The following is a 15,341-nucleotide window of genomic DNA, read 5'->3' as shown; positions in this document are numbered from 1 at the left end:
CCGCGGGCGGCCGCTGTGAGGACGGCACCGGGTGAGGACGGCACCGGCGAAACAGCCTGCGGGCGGTTGCGGTCAGGACGGCACCGGCTCCAACCGCCACCACTGGAAGGGGGAGTCGGTGTCCTCCCATTGCTGGACCGTCCCGCCCTCCTCGGTCGAACGGTCGGCGACCTCCAGGGCGAGCCCGCTGATGAAGCTCACCAGCGTCACCGTCCCCGGCGCTTCCAGGTGCTGCTCGATCAGCCACTCCTGGGCGCCGAAGTTGTTGGCCTTCCACTGCTGGATGCGGACGCCGTTGCCCGTATCGGCGTTCGCGACGTCCAGCCGCTTCCCGCTGTGCGCGTTGACCAGGTGGTAGAGGGCCGCGCCCTCGTGCACCGGGGACAGCCGCCACTGCTGGGCCGCCGTCCCGTCGTCCTCGCCCTGCTGCACCCGGGCGCCGCTGCCCTTGGCCGCGCCGTACACCTCCAGCACCAGGCCGCTGCCGACATTGCGCAGGCGGTACGTGCCCGCCTCGACGACGGGCGCCGGATCGCTGCTCATCTTGCGTTCTCCCCCGGGGGATTCGAGTGTGACCGCCGGCCGTACGGGGTGTGGGACCGCCGGCCGTACGGAGAGTAGGACTGCTGGCCGGGTCGCCGGAAACGGACCGACGACGGCGCCCCCACCATGACCACGGTGGGGGCGTCGCCGCACGGAGCCCTGGGGCTCAGGCGCCGAGGTTGAACTCCGCCGGGTCCGGGCCGAGCCGCTTGCCCTCGTCCAGCGCCGCCAAGGCGGCGAGGTCGTCGGCGTCCAGCTCGAAGCCGAACACGTCGAGGTTCTCCTCGATCCGCGACGGGGTCACGGACTTCGGGATCACGATGTTGCCGGTCTGCAGGTGCCAGCGCAGGACGGCCTGGGCGGGGGTGCGACCGTGCTTCTGGGCGATGGCGACGACCGTGGGCACATCGAGGAGGCCCTTGCCCTGGCCCAGCGGCGACCACGCCTCGGTGGCGATGCCGTGCTCGGCGTGGAAGGCGCGCGCCTCGGCCTGCTGGAGCTGGGGGTGCAGCTCGATCTGGTTGAGGACGGGGACCACGGAGGTCTCGTCCAGCAGCCGCTTCAGGTGCTCGGGGTGGAAGTTCGACACACCGATGGCCTTGGCCCGGCCGTCCGCGTAGATCTTCTCGAACGCCCTGTACGTGTCGGTGTACGCGTCCTTGGCCGGGACCGGCCAGTGGATCAGATACAGGTCGACGTAGTCCAGGCCGAGCTTGTCCAGCGAGGCGTCGAACGCGCGCAGCGCGCTGTCGTACCCCTGCTCGGAGTTCCACAGCTTCGTGGTGACGAAGAGCTCGTCACGGGCGACCCCGGAGGCGGCGATGGCCTTGCCGGTGCCCGTCTCGTTCTCGTAGATCGCGGCGGTGTCGATGGACCGGTACCCGGACTCGATGGCCTTCGCGACCGCCTTCGCCGCCTCGTCGTCCGGCACCTGCCAGACACCGAAACCGAGCTGAGGCATTTCGAGGCCGTTGTTGAGGGTGATGGAGGGGACCTGGCTCACGAGCGGTCGATCCTAACGTCGTCGGTCAGTACTCCCCACGACAACGAGCGGGGGAGTCCGGGCATTCCCGCTCCATGATCCGGAATCGGCGGGACCGGGATCCGGAATCGGCGGGACCGGGATCCGGAATCGGCGGGACCGGGATCCGGAATCGGCGGGACCGGGATCCGGAATCGGCGGGACCGGTCAGCGGTAGAGCGCCTCGACCTCGACCGCGTACGCCGTCTCGATCGCCTTGCGCTTCAGCTTCAGCGACGGCGTCAGCAGGCCGAGCTCCTCCGTGAACGGGTGGGCCAGGATCCGGAACGTACGGATCGACTCGGCCTGCGACACCGCCGTGTTGGCGGCCACCACCGCGCGGCGGACCTCCATCTCCAGGTCCGGGTCGCGCACCAGATCGGCGGGGACCAGCGGGGTGCGGCCCTGCATGGCCAGCCAGTGGTCCACCGCCTCCTGGTCGACGGTGACCAGCGCCGCGATGTACGGGCGGTCGTTGCCGACGACGATGCACTGGGCCACCAGCGGATGCGCCCGCACCCGCTCCTCCAGACCGGCCGGCGACACGCTCTTCCCGCCGGACGTCACCAGGATCTCCTTCTTGCGCCCGGTGATCGTGAGATAGCCCTCCGCGTCCAGCGAACCGATGTCCCCGGTGGCCAGCCAGCCGTCGTCGAGGACGGCCCGGGTGGCCGCCGGGTCGCTCAGGTAGCCGGAGAACACGTTGGGGCCGTGCACCCACACCTCGCCGTCCTCCGCGATGTGCACCGACGTGCCGGGGATCGGCTGCCCGACCGTGCCGTACCGGGTGCGCTCGGGCGGATTGGCCGTCGCCGCGGCCGTCGACTCGGTCAGCCCGTACCCCTCGAAGACGCTCACCCCCGCGCCGGCGAAGAACAGGCCGAGCCGGCGGTTCATGCCGGAGCCGCCCGACATCGCGTGCCGGACCCGGCCGCCCATCGCGTCGCGGACCTTCTTGTAGACGAGCTTGTCGAAGAACTGGTGCTGCATCCGCAGCCCCGCCGACGGCCCCGGCCCGGCCCCGAACGCCTTCTGCTCCAGCGCCTCGGCGTACTTCACCGCGATGTCCACGGCCTTCTCGAACGGCCCGGCCCTGCCCTCCGCCTCGGCCTTGCGCCGTGCTCCGTTGAAGACCTTCTCGAAGATGTACGGCACCGCCAGGATGAAGGTGGGCCGGAACGTCATCAGGTCCGGCATCAGCGCGTTCGCCGACAGCTCCGGCTGGTGGCCGAGCTTGACCCGTCCCCGTACCGCCGCGATCTCCACCATCCGGCCGAAGACGTGCGCCAGCGGGAGGAAGAGCAGGGTGGCCGCCTCGTCGCCGGGCTTGGAGTGGAACACCGGCTCCCAGCGGGCGACCATCGTGTCGCTCTCGAACATGAAGCTCGCGTGCGTGATCACGCACCCCTTGGGGCGGCCCGTCGTCCCCGAGGTGTAGATCACCGTCGCCACGGACTCGGGCGTCACCGCGCGCCGGTGCCGGTGCACCACCTCGTCGTCGATCATCCCGCCCGCGCCGACCAGCTCGTCCAGCGCACCGGCGTCCAACTGCCAGAGCCGCTTGAGGTGCGGCAGCCGGTCGATGACCGAGCCCACGGTCATCGCATGGTCCTCGTGCTCGACCATCACCGCCACCACTTCGGCGTCGTGCAGCATCCAGTGGACCTGTTCGGCGGCGGAGGTGGGGTAGACGGGCACCGACTGGGCCCCGACCGACCAGAGCGCGAAGTCGAAGAGCGTCCACTCGTAGCGCGTACGGGACATCAGGGCGACCCGGTCGCCGAACCGGACACCGTGCGCTATCAGCCCTTTGGCCAGGGCCAGTACCTCGTCGCGGAAGGCCGCGGAGGTCACATCCCGCCACTGTCCGCCCGCGTCCTTGCGGCCGAGCGCGACCCGGTGCGGATCGGCCTCCGCGTAGTCGAAGACCACATCGGCCAAACCGCCCACTTGAGGTGCGGCAGCCAGGGGTGGGACAGTGAATTCACGCAATGACCTGCTCCTCGTGGCGCTCCGCACAGCGCCGCGACGCTACCCCAACCGGGGGCCCGGCGGGAGAGGACGAACCTCTCGTAAAACGCGGCGTCCGCACAGGCCGACCGTCGAAATCCGGCCAGATGGGCAAGGCTCGGGCGCGCTTCTGGCCGAGGCGTAAGCAGTCTGCGGCCAAATCTCCACCGAATCCGACGCCGGGGATCACCTCCACGGGGGCGCGTGCGCGGCCACCGGGTCGGGCTTCCGGCGGGTTCATTCGCGAGCCCCCTCCGGCAGGTTCGCTCGTGGCCGCCGGGTCCGCGCCCTGGGGTCGCTCGCCACCGGGTCGGGCTTCCGGCGGGTTCAATCGCGAGCCCCTCCGGCGGGCTCATTCGCGAGCCCTCTTGGGTGCGCTCACTCGCCGCCGCCCAGTCCCCGGTGCAGCCGGTCCCCGCCCGCCAGGATCGCCCCGGCCAGCGCGTCCGCCGCCTCCTGGGCCGCACCCCTGCGGTCTCCGTGCAGGAGGACGAAGTCGACGCCGCCGAGCTCCGGCAACCCCGCCCTGCCCGGAACCGGCACGAGCCCCGGCGGGATCATCCCCCGCGAGTGCACCATCACGCCAAGACCCGCCCGGGCCGCCGCGACCAGGGCGCTCAGGCTCGTACTCGTACAGGCGATCCGCCAGGGCCGCCCGTGTTCCTCCAGCACCTCCAGTGCGCGGGCCCGGGTGATGCCCGGCGGCGGGAAGACGATCAGCGGCACCGGGCGTTCCGGATCGATCCGCGACCGAGGCGCGCCGATCCAGTCCAGCGCGTCCCGCCACACCAGCTCACCGTGCGTGTCGCCGGTCCTCCGCTTGGCCAGTACCAGGTCCAGCCGACCCGCCTCCAGCTGCCGGTGCAGCGTTCCCGACAGCTCCACCGTGAGTTCCAGTTCGACCTCCGGGTGGTCGTGGCGGAACGACTCCAGGATCTCCGGCAGCCGGGTCAGCACGAAGTCCTCGCAGGCCCCGAAGCGGAGCCGGCCGCGCAGCCGGGTGCCCGCGAAGAACTCCGCGGCCCGCTCGTGCGCACGCAGGATCGTCCGGGCGAAGCCGAGCATCGCCTCGCCGTCCTCGGTCAGGTCGACCCGGTGGGTGTCCCGCGCGAACAACTGCCGCCCGGCCGCCTCCTCCAGCCGCCGGACGTGCTGGCTGACGGTGGACTGGCGGATCCCGAGCCGGCGGGCGGCCTGGGTGAAGCTCAGGGTCTGGGCGACCGTGAGGAAGGTACGGAGCTGGGCGGGGTCGTAGGAGGTGTCCACGGCCCCACGTTAGGACGTTGGGTCCTGACGTCACCGTCGCCAGCCGCCAGCCGCCGGTCGCCGGTCGCCAGCTTCCAGTCACCGTCGCCGGTCGCCAGTCGCCAGTCGCCGGCCGCCAGTCACCCGTCACGCCCGAGGCCGCCCCGCCCGACCGAGGGGCGGAACGACGGCCGCGAACGACGACTGCGCGACCGCCGGCCGCTCCTGGGAGGTGTCGTCGAACTGCCGTCGCGCGGCAGACGGCAGTCGGACGACACGCCCTATGGGGCCTCCGGGGCGGGGGTGCGGTTCCTCTGACGTGAGGCTCAGCTGTCGCCGGGCGCGCCGATGAAGGCGGCACCGGTCTCGGTCATCCGCTCGACCGCGTAGGCCGGATCGAGCAGCGCCTCGGGGGTGTGGATGCCCGGTGTGACGGCTTCGCCGCGCAGCCCGAGCAGTCGCTCGACGCCGAGGGCGATGCCCGTTGCGGTCAAGGGGCGCTGCCCCGCCGGGTGGACCAGGCAGCGGCTCGTACGGAGCGGAGCACCTCCTCCGCCCGCTCCTTCGAGGTCGATCCGGACCTCGAAGGACGCGGGCTCGCCGCGGCGGCGGCCCGCGGACTCGCCCACGGCGAAGTCGAAGCGGACGTTGGGCGCGTCCGTCGCGAGGGCGAGGCTCGTGACGTCGAGGATGGCGATGCTCCGGCCGGGCAGGTCGGTGCCGTCCGTACTGCGCACATGCGCCTCCGCGTCGGGGCCGGTGACCCAGGTGAAGACGCCGTCCCGGCGCACGAGTCCCGCCGTGGTGGCAGTGGACCACCGTTCCAGATCCGCTATCCCCGCGGGCCCGCCGGTGTCCAGTTCGTCCAGTACGGCACTGATCCGGATGGTGTCGATCCGGTCGAACTGCCGGGCCGAGTCCAGCGCCGCGAGGACGACGGCGCCGGCGCAGTAGTGGCTGGCCACCAGGATCGGCGCGGCGTCGGCACGCTGGGCGCCCGCGACGACCTCCGGTGCGATGTCCGTCAGGCCGCTGGAGATGCTGAGGTAGGGCAGCCCGCGATGCTGCGCATAGCGCAGTCCGTGCAGGTGGTCGTCCCAGAGCGCGGCGACCACCGCCGAGTGGTTCCGGCCGGCCGGGAGGCCGAGATCGCTGCGCCGCAGGTCGATGGTCACGGCCGTCGCGGCGCCGAGTTCGTCGGCCACCCGCTGCGCGCGATCGATGTCACGACCCGCGATCGTCAGCGGCAGTGCCGGGTGCCATCGGCGCAGGAGGGCGGCGGCCCCCGTGCCCGCCTGGCCCGTACCGCCCAAGATCAGTACTGATTCCGACCGTCCCACTGTGGGTTCCCCTCGCCTCCATGAAGCTACATTTTGTAGCCTACGTTTTGTAGCTTAGATTGGAGTGGGAACGCAAGGGAGGGCCATGACCACCACACCGACCCGCCTGTCCAAGCAGGCCAGGCGGGAACAGTTGCTCGACACCGCCGTGGCGATCGTGCGCACTCAGGGCGCCGATGGCCTGACGCTGGTCACCCTCGCGGAGAAGGCCGGGGTGAGCAGGCCGATTGCCTACGATCACTTCGCCACGCGCTCCGGCCTGCTGCTCGCGCTCCACCGGCGACTCGACGAACGCCACCGGGCCGCGATCACGCGGGCGTTGCGGGACGCCGCACCCAGCGCGGGAGCCGTTGCCCGGGTCATCAGCGCCGCTTACTTCGCCTGCGCCACCGATATGCCGGAGCTCAGCGCCGTCTCCGCCGCGCTGAAGGGGAACCCGGACATGGAGGCGTTCCAGCACGAGGTGACCGACAGCTACGCGGACCTGATGGCCACCGCGCTGCTGCCGTACTCCGGCCTCGCGCCCCACGTCCTCCGGCTGCGGTGCGTCGGCGTGCTGGGCGCGGCCGAGGCGCTCGCCGCCGAGCTGAACCGGGAGCGGGCCACCGACGCCGAAGCGGTCACCGCGTTGACCGACCTGATCGTGGGCGGCCTCGACACCGGGGCGGACCGTTAGGGATCCGGCCGTGAGGGCGTGCGGGGCGGGGGCTGCTCGGATGATGCCTTCGTCGTCGTCCCGTCCTGGGCTTCCGCCCGCCGGAGATGCTTATCGTGTCCCGTGATGACAGTCAGAACGGTGTGAGGGATTCCCGATCGCCCAGCTCCGGGCAGGATGGTGGAGGCACACCAGAGAGCCGAAGAGCCGACCGAGAAGCCGGCTGAAAAGTCAGCCGCAAGCCGGCCCGGGAGTCAGCCGAAGAGTCGGCCGTAAGCCGGCCCAGGAGTCAGCCGAAGAGTCGGCCGAAAAGTCACGTGGAGCCCCGGAGCACATGAGCCGCCGCCGCACCCTCACCCCGCCGTCCTGGCTGCCGGTCGACGCGTACATCCTGGCGCTGATCGGCACGGTCGTCCTGGCCGCGCTGCTGCCCGCGCGCGGTGCCGCCGCCGACGTGGCGGGCGGGGCCTCCACCGGAGCGGTCGCCCTGCTGTTCTTCCTCTACGGGGCCCGGCTCTCGACGGCCGAGGCGCTCGACGGGCTGAAGCACTGGCGGCTCCACCTCACCGTCCTGGCCTGCACATTTCTGGTCTTCCCCCTCCTCGGGCTGGCGAGCAAGGGGCTGGTTCCGTATGTGCTGACGCCCGAGCTCCAGGCGGGCTTCCTCTTCCTGTGCCTCGTGCCGTCGACGATCCAGTCCTCCATCGCCTTCACGTCGATCGCCCGGGGCAATGTGCCCGCCGCGATCTGCGCCGGGTCCTTCTCCAGCCTGACCGGGATCTTCCTGACCCCGCTGCTCGCCGCGCTACTGCTCGGCTCCACGGGCGGCGGGTTCTCGGCGGACTCGCTGCTGAAGATCGTGCTTCAGCTGCTGGTCCCGTTCCTCGCGGGACAGCTCTCGCGCCGCTGGGTCGCCGGCTTTCTGGCCCGCCACAAGAAGGTGCTCGGCCTGGTCGACCGCGGCTCGATCCTGCTGGTCGTCTACACCGCGTTCAGCGAGGGCATGGTCGCCGGGATCTGGAGCCAGGTCACCCCGGCCCGGCTCGGCGCGCTGCTCGCGGCCGAGGCGGTGCTGCTGGCGCTGATGCTCGCGCTGACCTGGTACGGAGCGCGGCGGCTCGGGTTCGACCGGGAGGACCGGATCGCGATCCAGTTCGCCGGGTCGAAGAAGAGCCTGGCGGCGGGGCTGCCGATGGCGAGCGTGCTGTTCGGGGCGCACGCGAGTCTCGCCGTACTGCCCTTGATGCTCTTCCACCAGATGCAGCTGATGGTCTGCGCGGTCATCGCCAAGCGCCGCTCCCGGGACCCGGAACCGGCGCAGGACCCGCAGGGGCCGTGCGATCCGGAGGGGCCGTGCGATCCGGAGGGGCCGTCGCGGGGTGCGGACGGCTCCGGTGGCGGGCCGGTGTCACACCCGGCGGTTACGGTGACGTGATGACCGCCGACCGCCGCTGACACGGAGGATCCGCCATGGCCGACCGGCCCACCGAAGCCGAGGACGACTTCCCGCACGGCGCGGGCAACCCGGCCCGTAGCGCCCTGCGGCACGCGGGCTACTTTCGGCTCGCCCAGCTCGCCGACGTGACGGCGGCGGAGGTGCTGGCGCTGCACGGGGTCGGCCCGAAAGCGGTCAGGGTGCTGCGCGAGGCGCTGGCGGCCGAGGGACTGGCGTTCGCCGGGGAGTGAGCCCGCTCGCCTGTCCCTGTCCCTGTCTCCCTGTCTGTCCGCCTGCTCGCCTGTCCCGGCCCCCTTGCCTGTCCCCGCCTGCCTGCCCGCCCGCCTGCTCGCCCCGGCCCGCCCGCCTGCTCGCCCGGGCCGCCTGCCCGTTCGCCCGCGAGCGCCCGCCCGCGAGCCCGCCCGCCCCTAGAGCCCACCCGCGCGTCGTCCGTCAGCGGCCCCCGGGCTCGACCTCGGATCGGTGGGCCCCCGCCTCTAGCGCGATCCGGTGCTCACCCGCGTACACGTTCATGGACGGCCCCCGCAGGAAGCCCACCAGGGTCAGCCCGCTCTCCGCCGCCAGGTCCACCGCCAGCGAGGACGGGGCCGAGACCGCCGCGAGCACCGGGATGCCGGCCATCACCGCCTTCTGCGCCAGCTCGAACGAGGCCCGCCCCGAGACCAGCAGCACCGCCCGCGACAGCGGCAGCCGCCCGTCCGTCAGCGCCCGGCCCACCAGCTTGTCGACCGCGTTGTGCCGGCCCACGTCCTCCCGTACGTCCAGCAGCTCGCCCTCCTCGGAGAACAGGGCGGCGGCGTGCAGGCCCCCGGTCCGGTCGAACACCTTCTGCGCGGCCCGCAGCCGGTCGGGGAGGGCGGAGAACAGCTCGGGCGTGACGCGCACCGGGGGAGCGTCGCCGATCCGGTGCCGGGTGGTGGTGCGTACGGCGTCCAGGCTGGCCTTCCCGCACAGGCCGCACGAGGAGGTGGTGTAGACGTTCCGCTCCAGCGTGATGTCGGGGACCACGACGCCCGGCGCGAGCTTCACGTCGACCACGTTGTACGTGTTCACGCCGTCCGCGGTAGCCCCGGCGCAGTACACGATGGACTGCACCTCATCGCCCTCGGCGATCACGCCCTCGCTCACCAGGAAGCCCGCCGCCAGCGCGAAGTCGTCGCCCGGTGTGCGCATCGTGATGGCCAGGGGCTTGCCGTTCAGCCGGATCTCCAGGGGCTCCTCCGCGACGAGCGTGTCGGCGCGGGAGGAGACGGCACCGTCCCGGATACGGAGGGTGCGGCGGCGCTCGGTGACCCGTCCCATGAGGCTGAACCCGATTCTGTCGGTAGGCGGAGCTGTCGGTAGGCGGAGCTGTCGTTGTGCGGAGTCGTCGGTGTGCGCAGTCGTCGGTGTACGGAGCTGCCGGTGTACGGCGCTTTCCGCCTCCGGAGCTTTCGGTGTCCGGAGCCTTCGGCCGTGGGTGGCGCCGAAGCCGGGCCCTGCCATTGTCCTGCACACGCGGTACGCCGTCACCGGTGGCCACCCGAACGGCCGGTCGGGGACGAGCACGCGGATGAGGCTGTTGTCAATGCTCCAACGTGTGGGCCGGATTCCTGTGGGATCACGTGCCCCCGTACCGGGCGGTAGCCACCAAGACTGGGTCTTTCCTGCCCTACGCCGATGATGGGACCCCGTATGACCGGCTCACGTGTCGTGGCGCTCGGCCACTATCAGCCCGCCAAGGTGCTCACCAACGACGATCTGGCGGCCCTGGTCGACACGAGCGACGAGTGGATCACGAGCCGGGTCGGCATCAAGACCCGGCACGTGGGCGGCCCCGACGAGCCGGTCGACGAGCTGGCCGCGCACGCGGGAGCCAAGGCGCTGGCCGCCGCCGGTCTCCAGCCCTCCGACATCGATCTGGTCCTGGTGGCCACCTCCACGGCGATCGACCGGTCCCCGAGCATGTCGGCCCGGGTCGCGGCGCGCCTCGGCATGGGTTCGCCCGCCGTGATGGACATCAACGTGGTCTGCTCGGGCTTCACCCACGCCCTGGCCACCGCCGACCACACGATCCGGGCGGGCGCGGCGACCCGGGCGCTGGTCATCGGCGCGGACAAGATGGGCGACATCGCGGACTGGACCGACCGCACCACCTGCGTCCTGCTCGGCGACGGGGCCGGCGCGGCCGTCGTCACCGCCGACCCGTCCGCCCCCGACACCCCCGGCGGCCCCGGGATCGGGCCGGTGCTGTGGGGATCGGTGCCGGAGATGGGCAACGCCGTACGGATCGAGGGCACGCCGCCGCGCTTCGCGCAGGAGGGCCAGTCCGTCTACCGCTGGGCCACCACCCAGCTGCCCCCCATCGCCCGCAAGGTCTGCGAGAAGGCGGGCATCACCCCCGAGGACCTGGCCGCCGTCGTGCTGCACCAGGCCAACCTGCGGATCATCGAGCCGGTCGCCCGGAAGATCGGCGCGGTCAACGCGGTCATCGCCCGGGACGTCGTCGACTCCGGCAACACCTCCGCCGCCTCCATCCCGATGGCGCTCTCCAAGCTGGTCGAACGCGGCGAGATCGCCTCCGGAGCGCCGGTGCTGCTCTTCGGCTTCGGCGGAAACCTCTCGTACGCCGGACAGGTCATCCGCTGCCCCTGAGTGTGAGTGCGCGTTGAGCACACCCGGGCGCAACCGGGCACACCAGGGCACAATCGGGCACTCTCCGAGCGTCCTCCCGGTGCTCTCGCCGAAGCTTTGTCCTGGGTGTGGAGAAAGTTGGCGCTGATTCCTGCGCAACTTCTTCCCACTCCGGGAAAGCGCTGCTACGTTCCCCTCGAAAGCCCGACGGACTGGCCGGATGTGGCGGGGAGGGACGCGTGAGACGTATGACGGCACGACCCGCGAACGCGCATCAGGCGCGGCTGCTCCGGCTGCTGCGTGACGGGGGCCCCAACTCCCGTGCTCAGCTGGGCGATCAGGTCGACCTCTCGCGGTCCAAGCTCGCCGTCGAGGTGGACCGGCTGCTGGAGACCGGCCTGGTGGTGGCGGACGGACTCGCCGCGTCCCGGGGCGGCCGCCGCTCGCACAACATCCGGCTCGCCCCCGAACTGCGGTTCCTCGGGGTCGACATCGGAGCCACCTCCATCGATGTCGCCGTCACCAACGCGGAGTTGGAGGTGCTGGGACACCTCAACCACCCGATGGACGTGCGCGAGGGGCCCGTGGCCGTCTTCGAGCAGGTCCTGGCGATGGCCGCCAAGCTCCGGGCCTCCGGCCTCGCCGAGGGCTTCGACGGAGCGGGCATCGGGGTTCCCGGCCCCGTCCGCTTCCCCGAAGGCGTGCCGGTCGCGCCGCCGATCATGCCTGGCTGGGACGGGTTCCCGGTCCGCGAGGCGCTCAGCCAGGACCTGGGCTGCCCCGTCATGGTCGACAACGACGTGAACCTCATGGCGATGGGGGAGCAGCACGCGGGCGTCGCCCGCTCGGTGGGCGACTTCCTGTGCGTCAAGATCGGTACGGGAATCGGCTGCGGGATCGTCGTCGGCGGTGAGGTCTACCGGGGTACGACGGGCAGCGCCGGGGACATCGGGCACATCCAGGTGGAACCGGACGGCCGGGCTTGCGCCTGCGGCAACAAGGGCTGCCTGGAAGCCCACTTCAGCGGGGCGGCCCTGGCCCGCGACGCGGAGGACGCGGCCCGCGACGGCCGCTCGCCCGAGCTCGCGGTCCGGCTGGAGGCGGCCGGACGCCTCACCGCCGCCGACGTGGCCGCCGCCGCGGCGGCCGGGGACGCGGCGGCGCTCGACCTGATCCGCGAAGGCGGCAACCGGGTCGGGCAGGTCATCGCCGGTCTCGTCAGCTTCTTCAATCCCGGTCTGGTGGTGATCGGCGGCGGGGTCACCGGCCTCGGTCACAACCTCCTCGCCAGTGTCCGCACCCAGGTCTACCGGCAGTCCCTCCCGCTGGCCACCGGCAATCTCCCCATCGTGCTGGGCGAGTTGGGGCCCGCCGCCGGAGTGATCGGCGCGGCCCGGCTCATCAGCGACCACCTCTTCTCACCGGCCTGACCCCGGGGTCGGCGAACAGCGCCCGCGCCGCCGCCGACACCGTACGCACCCCGCTTCCTGTCCCGTACGCACCACAGCTCCGCGCACCACAGCTCCACGGCCCATCGCGCCACCGCCCTCACGTACAACAGCTCACCGCACCGCGCCACACCGACCAGCCCACACGCCCCACCGCCCCGCACCCACCGCCCCACGCCCCACCGCCCCGCACCCAACAGCCCACGCCCCACCGCCCCGCACCCAACAGCCCACGCCCCACGCTCCACAGCTCCCCGCATCACCGCTTTGGTCAGGTACTCGTCACGTACCACTGGTCAGCAGCCGCTCCGAGGCGCCGCCGGCTCCACGGCACCTCCAGCCCTGCGCCCCGCCCGCTCACCGGCCCTCCCCGAACGCCCGGCATCCGCCCGGGGCGCGGGAGACCCCATTCGCCGAGGGGATTCGTCATGGCACCAGAACCACCCCTGCTCACGATGTCCGGCATCACCAAGTCCTTCCCCGGCGTACGCGCCCTGGACGGCGTCGACCTGGAGGTCCAGGCCGGCGAGGTCCACTGTCTCCTCGGCCAGAACGGCGCGGGCAAGTCCACGCTCATCAAGGTGCTCGCCGGGGCCCATCAGCCCGACGACGGCGAGATCACCTGGCGCGGCGAGCCCGTCCGACTCAAGTCCCCGATCGCCGCCATGCGCCTGGGAATCGCCACGATCTACCAGGAACTCGACCTGGTGGAGGGGCTGTCGGTGGCCGAGAACGTCTTCCTCGGCCATGAGCCGACCAGCGCGGGCTTCATCGTCCGTACGGGGGAAGGCCGTTCGGCCGCGAAGGCGCTCCTTGCCCGCCTCGGTCACCCGGAGATCGATCCCGCGCGGCCGGTCGGGGCCCTGTCCGCCGCCCAGCAGCAGATCGTCTCCATGGCGCGGGCGCTCTCCCACGACGTCCGGCTCATCGTGATGGACGAACCCTCCGCCGCGCTCGACCCCGACGAGGTCGACAACCTCTTCCGGATCGTCGACGGTCTGACCGCCGAGGGGGTCGCCGTCGTCTACATCTCGCACCGGCTGGAGGAGATCCGCCGCATCGGGGACCGGGTCACCGTGCTGAAGGACGGCCGGGCGGTCGCGGTCGGACTGCCCGCCGCCGACACACCGACACGCGACATCGTTGCCATGATGACCGGCCGGGACGTCGAGTACGTCTTCCCGCCGCGTCCCGAGGAGGCGGAGGCCAACACCGCCGAACCGGTCCTCCGGGTCCAAGGGCTGTCCCGCAAGGGCGAGTTCGCCCCCGTCGACCTGGAGCTGCGGCCCGGCGAGATCGTCGGCCTCGCCGGCCTCGTCGGCTCCGGCCGTTCGGAGATCCTGGAGACCATCTACGGTGCCCGCAAGGCGAGTTCGGGGACCGTCACCGTCGCCGGCAGGCAACTGCGACCCGGCAGCGTCCGCGCCGCCGTCGCCGCCGGGATCGGGCTCGCCCCCGAGGAACGCAAGGCGCAGGCCCTGCTGATGACCGAGTCCGTCACCCGTAACGTCTCCGTCTCCTCCCTCTCCCGGTTCGCCCGGGCGGGCTGGATCGACCGGGGCGGCGAGCGGCGGTCCGCGCGGGAGGCCACCCGTGAGCTGTCCCTGCGGCCGGACACCCCGGACACCCCGATCCGCACCCTCTCCGGCGGCAACCAGCAAAAAGCCGTCCTGGCCCGCTGGCTGCTGCGCGGCTGCCGGGTCCTGCTGCTCGACGAACCCACCCGCGGCGTCGACGTCGGCGCGCGCGCCGAGCTCTACGCCGTGATCCGCCGGCTGGCCGACGACGGCCTCGCCGTCCTGCTCGTCTCCAGCGAAGTGCCCGAAGTCCTGGGCCTCGCCGACCGGGTGCTGGTCCTCCGGGAGGGCCATGTGATCCACACGGCCCCCGCCCAGGAGCTCGACGAGCACCGTGTACTCGACCTCGTGATGGAAGGGAGCCCGACGCCATGACACAGCCCGCCCCGTCGGCGCAGCACAACGGGCCGGACAAGGGGGCCCTCGCCGTCCCCGCCGACACGCCCCCCTCGAAGACGGGCGGGGGCGGCCTCCCCGGACTCGGTCTGCGGCTCGACGTCCGGATCCTGTCCCTGCTCGGCGTCCTCGCCGCCCTCGTCCTGGTCGGCGGCATCACCGAACCGGAGGCGTTCCTGGACACCGGGAACCTCCAGCTGATCCTGACCCAGGCGTCCGTCATCGGGGTCGTCACGGTCGGCATGACCTTCGTGATCACCAGCGGCGGCATCGACCTGTCCGTGGGGGCCATGGTCGCCCTGGCCTCGGTCTGGGCGACGACGCTGGCCACCCAGGAGTACGGCTTCGCGGGCATCGCCTTCACCGCCGTGGTCGTCGGCCTCGCCGCCGGACTCGTGAACGGCGTCCTCATCGCGTACGGGGGGATGGTCCCGTTCATCGCGACGCTCGCCATGCTCGCCTCGGCGCGCGGCCTCGCCCTCCAGATCACGGACGGCAAAACCCAGATCGTCACCGTCGACTCGGTGCTCAACCTGGGCCTGCCGGACTCCTACATCCTCGGGATCCCGCCGCTGGTCATCATGTTCGCGGCTGTGACCGTCATCGGCTGGCTGATCCTCAACCGGACCACCTTCGGCCGCCGCACGGTCGCGGTCGGCGGCAACGCGGAGGCGGCCCGGCTCGCCGGGATCGACGTCCGCCGCCAGCGCCTCTACCTCTACCTGCTCTCCGGGCTGTGCTGCGGCATCGCCGCCTTCATGCTGATCGTGCTCTCCGGCTCCGGCCAGAACACCAACGGCAACCTGTACGAACTCGACGCCATCGCCGCCGCGATCATCGGCGGCACCCTGCTCAGCGGCGGACGCGGCACCATCGTCGGCTCCGTCCTCGGCGTCCTGATCTTCACCACGATCACCAACATCTTCGCGCTCAACAACCTCCAGAGCGACGTCCAGCAGATCGCCAAGGGCGCGATCATCGTCGCCGCCGTACTCGTCCAGCGCCGCACCCTGCGGGGCGGCGAGACCTGAGCGACT

The 15,341-nt window shown here is 72.0% G+C and carries 13 protein-coding genes; 7 read left to right on the top strand and 6 right to left on the bottom strand.

Translation table 11 applies throughout. The features are described 5' to 3' along the window. Window positions 1-72 precede the first annotated feature (72 nt). The 5 genes from ACLJPL_RS10345 to ACLJPL_RS10325 all read right to left on the bottom strand — a co-directional run bounded on the left by ACLJPL_RS10345 (window position 73) and on the right by ACLJPL_RS10325 (window position 6,132). Window positions 73-543, bottom strand: a complete 471-nt coding sequence (locus tag ACLJPL_RS10345) for an RICIN domain-containing protein (protein ID WP_411080454.1) — start codon at window positions 541-543, stop codon at window positions 73-75. 166 nt (window positions 544-709) lie between these two features. Beyond that, on the bottom strand, window positions 710-1,546 hold the full coding sequence (locus ACLJPL_RS10340; protein WP_411080453.1) for an aldo/keto reductase: 837 nt from the start codon (window positions 1,544-1,546) through the stop codon (window positions 710-712). Between the two features lie 186 nt (window positions 1,547-1,732). Then, entirely contained in the window at window positions 1,733-3,532 is a 1,800-nt protein-coding gene (locus ACLJPL_RS10335; protein ID WP_411080539.1) for an AMP-dependent synthetase/ligase, read from the bottom strand. Window positions 3,533-3,952: 420 nt separating this feature from the next. Further along, window positions 3,953-4,840: a LysR substrate-binding domain-containing protein gene (locus ACLJPL_RS10330; protein ID WP_411080452.1), complete on the bottom strand. Its 888-nt coding sequence runs from the start codon at window positions 4,838-4,840 to the stop codon at window positions 3,953-3,955. Window positions 4,841-5,145: 305 nt separating this feature from the next. After that, window positions 5,146-6,132 (bottom strand): saccharopine dehydrogenase, encoded by a 987-nt coding sequence (locus ACLJPL_RS10325; protein WP_411080451.1) that lies wholly within the window; start codon window positions 6,130-6,132, stop codon window positions 5,146-5,148. A 112-nt stretch (window positions 6,133-6,244) separates the two neighbouring features. Between ACLJPL_RS10325 and ACLJPL_RS10320 the strand changes: the two genes are divergently transcribed. From ACLJPL_RS10320 to ACLJPL_RS10310, 3 genes are all read left to right on the top strand, one after another. Further along, window positions 6,245-6,835, top strand: coding sequence for a TetR/AcrR family transcriptional regulator (locus ACLJPL_RS10320; RefSeq protein ID WP_411080450.1), 591 nt, complete (start codon window positions 6,245-6,247; stop codon window positions 6,833-6,835). Window positions 6,836-7,148: 313 nt separating this feature from the next. After that, window positions 7,149-8,249 carry a bile acid:sodium symporter family protein gene (locus ACLJPL_RS10315; protein ID WP_411080449.1) on the top strand — a complete coding sequence of 367 codons (1,101 nt, stop codon included), beginning with the start codon at window positions 7,149-7,151 and terminating at the stop codon, window positions 8,247-8,249. 35 nt (window positions 8,250-8,284) lie between these two features. Beyond that, the gene (locus ACLJPL_RS10310; protein ID WP_411080448.1) at window positions 8,285-8,500 is read left to right on the top strand and encodes a DNA-binding protein; all 216 of its coding nucleotides are present in this window, start codon (window positions 8,285-8,287) and stop codon (window positions 8,498-8,500) included. A 202-nt stretch (window positions 8,501-8,702) separates the two neighbouring features. Here the strand turns inward: ACLJPL_RS10310 and fdhD are convergent, their stop codons facing one another. After that, a complete protein-coding gene (gene fdhD, locus ACLJPL_RS10305) occupies window positions 8,703-9,572 on the bottom strand; it encodes a formate dehydrogenase accessory sulfurtransferase FdhD (RefSeq protein ID WP_411080447.1) in 870 nt (289 codons plus the stop codon). Between the two features lie 372 nt (window positions 9,573-9,944). On the opposite strand from fdhD, the gene ACLJPL_RS10300 reads away from it, so the two are divergent. From ACLJPL_RS10300 to ACLJPL_RS10285, 4 genes are all read left to right on the top strand, one after another. After that, window positions 9,945-10,904, top strand: a complete 960-nt coding sequence (locus ACLJPL_RS10300) for a beta-ketoacyl-ACP synthase III (protein ID WP_411080446.1) — start codon at window positions 9,945-9,947, stop codon at window positions 10,902-10,904. 227 nt (window positions 10,905-11,131) lie between these two features. Continuing rightward, window positions 11,132-12,313, top strand: a complete 1,182-nt coding sequence (locus ACLJPL_RS10295; protein WP_411080445.1) for an ROK family protein — start codon at window positions 11,132-11,134, stop codon at window positions 12,311-12,313. A 446-nt stretch (window positions 12,314-12,759) separates the two neighbouring features. Next, the gene (locus ACLJPL_RS10290; RefSeq protein ID WP_411080444.1) at window positions 12,760-14,283 is read left to right on the top strand and encodes a sugar ABC transporter ATP-binding protein; all 1,524 of its coding nucleotides are present in this window, start codon (window positions 12,760-12,762) and stop codon (window positions 14,281-14,283) included. Further along, complete coding sequence (locus tag ACLJPL_RS10285; protein WP_411080443.1) at window positions 14,280-15,335, top strand: ABC transporter permease; 1,056 nt, start codon at window positions 14,280-14,282, stop codon at window positions 15,333-15,335. Before ACLJPL_RS10290 ends, ACLJPL_RS10285 begins: the two co-directional genes overlap by 4 nt. The last annotated feature ends 6 nt before the right edge of the window (window positions 15,336-15,341 follow it).

Source organism: Streptomyces sp. cmx-18-6 (assembly GCF_046548915.1).
In the GTDB taxonomy this organism is placed as follows: domain Bacteria; phylum Actinomycetota; class Actinomycetes; order Streptomycetales; family Streptomycetaceae; genus Streptomyces.
This window is presented reverse-complemented; position numbering and strand designations above follow the sequence as displayed.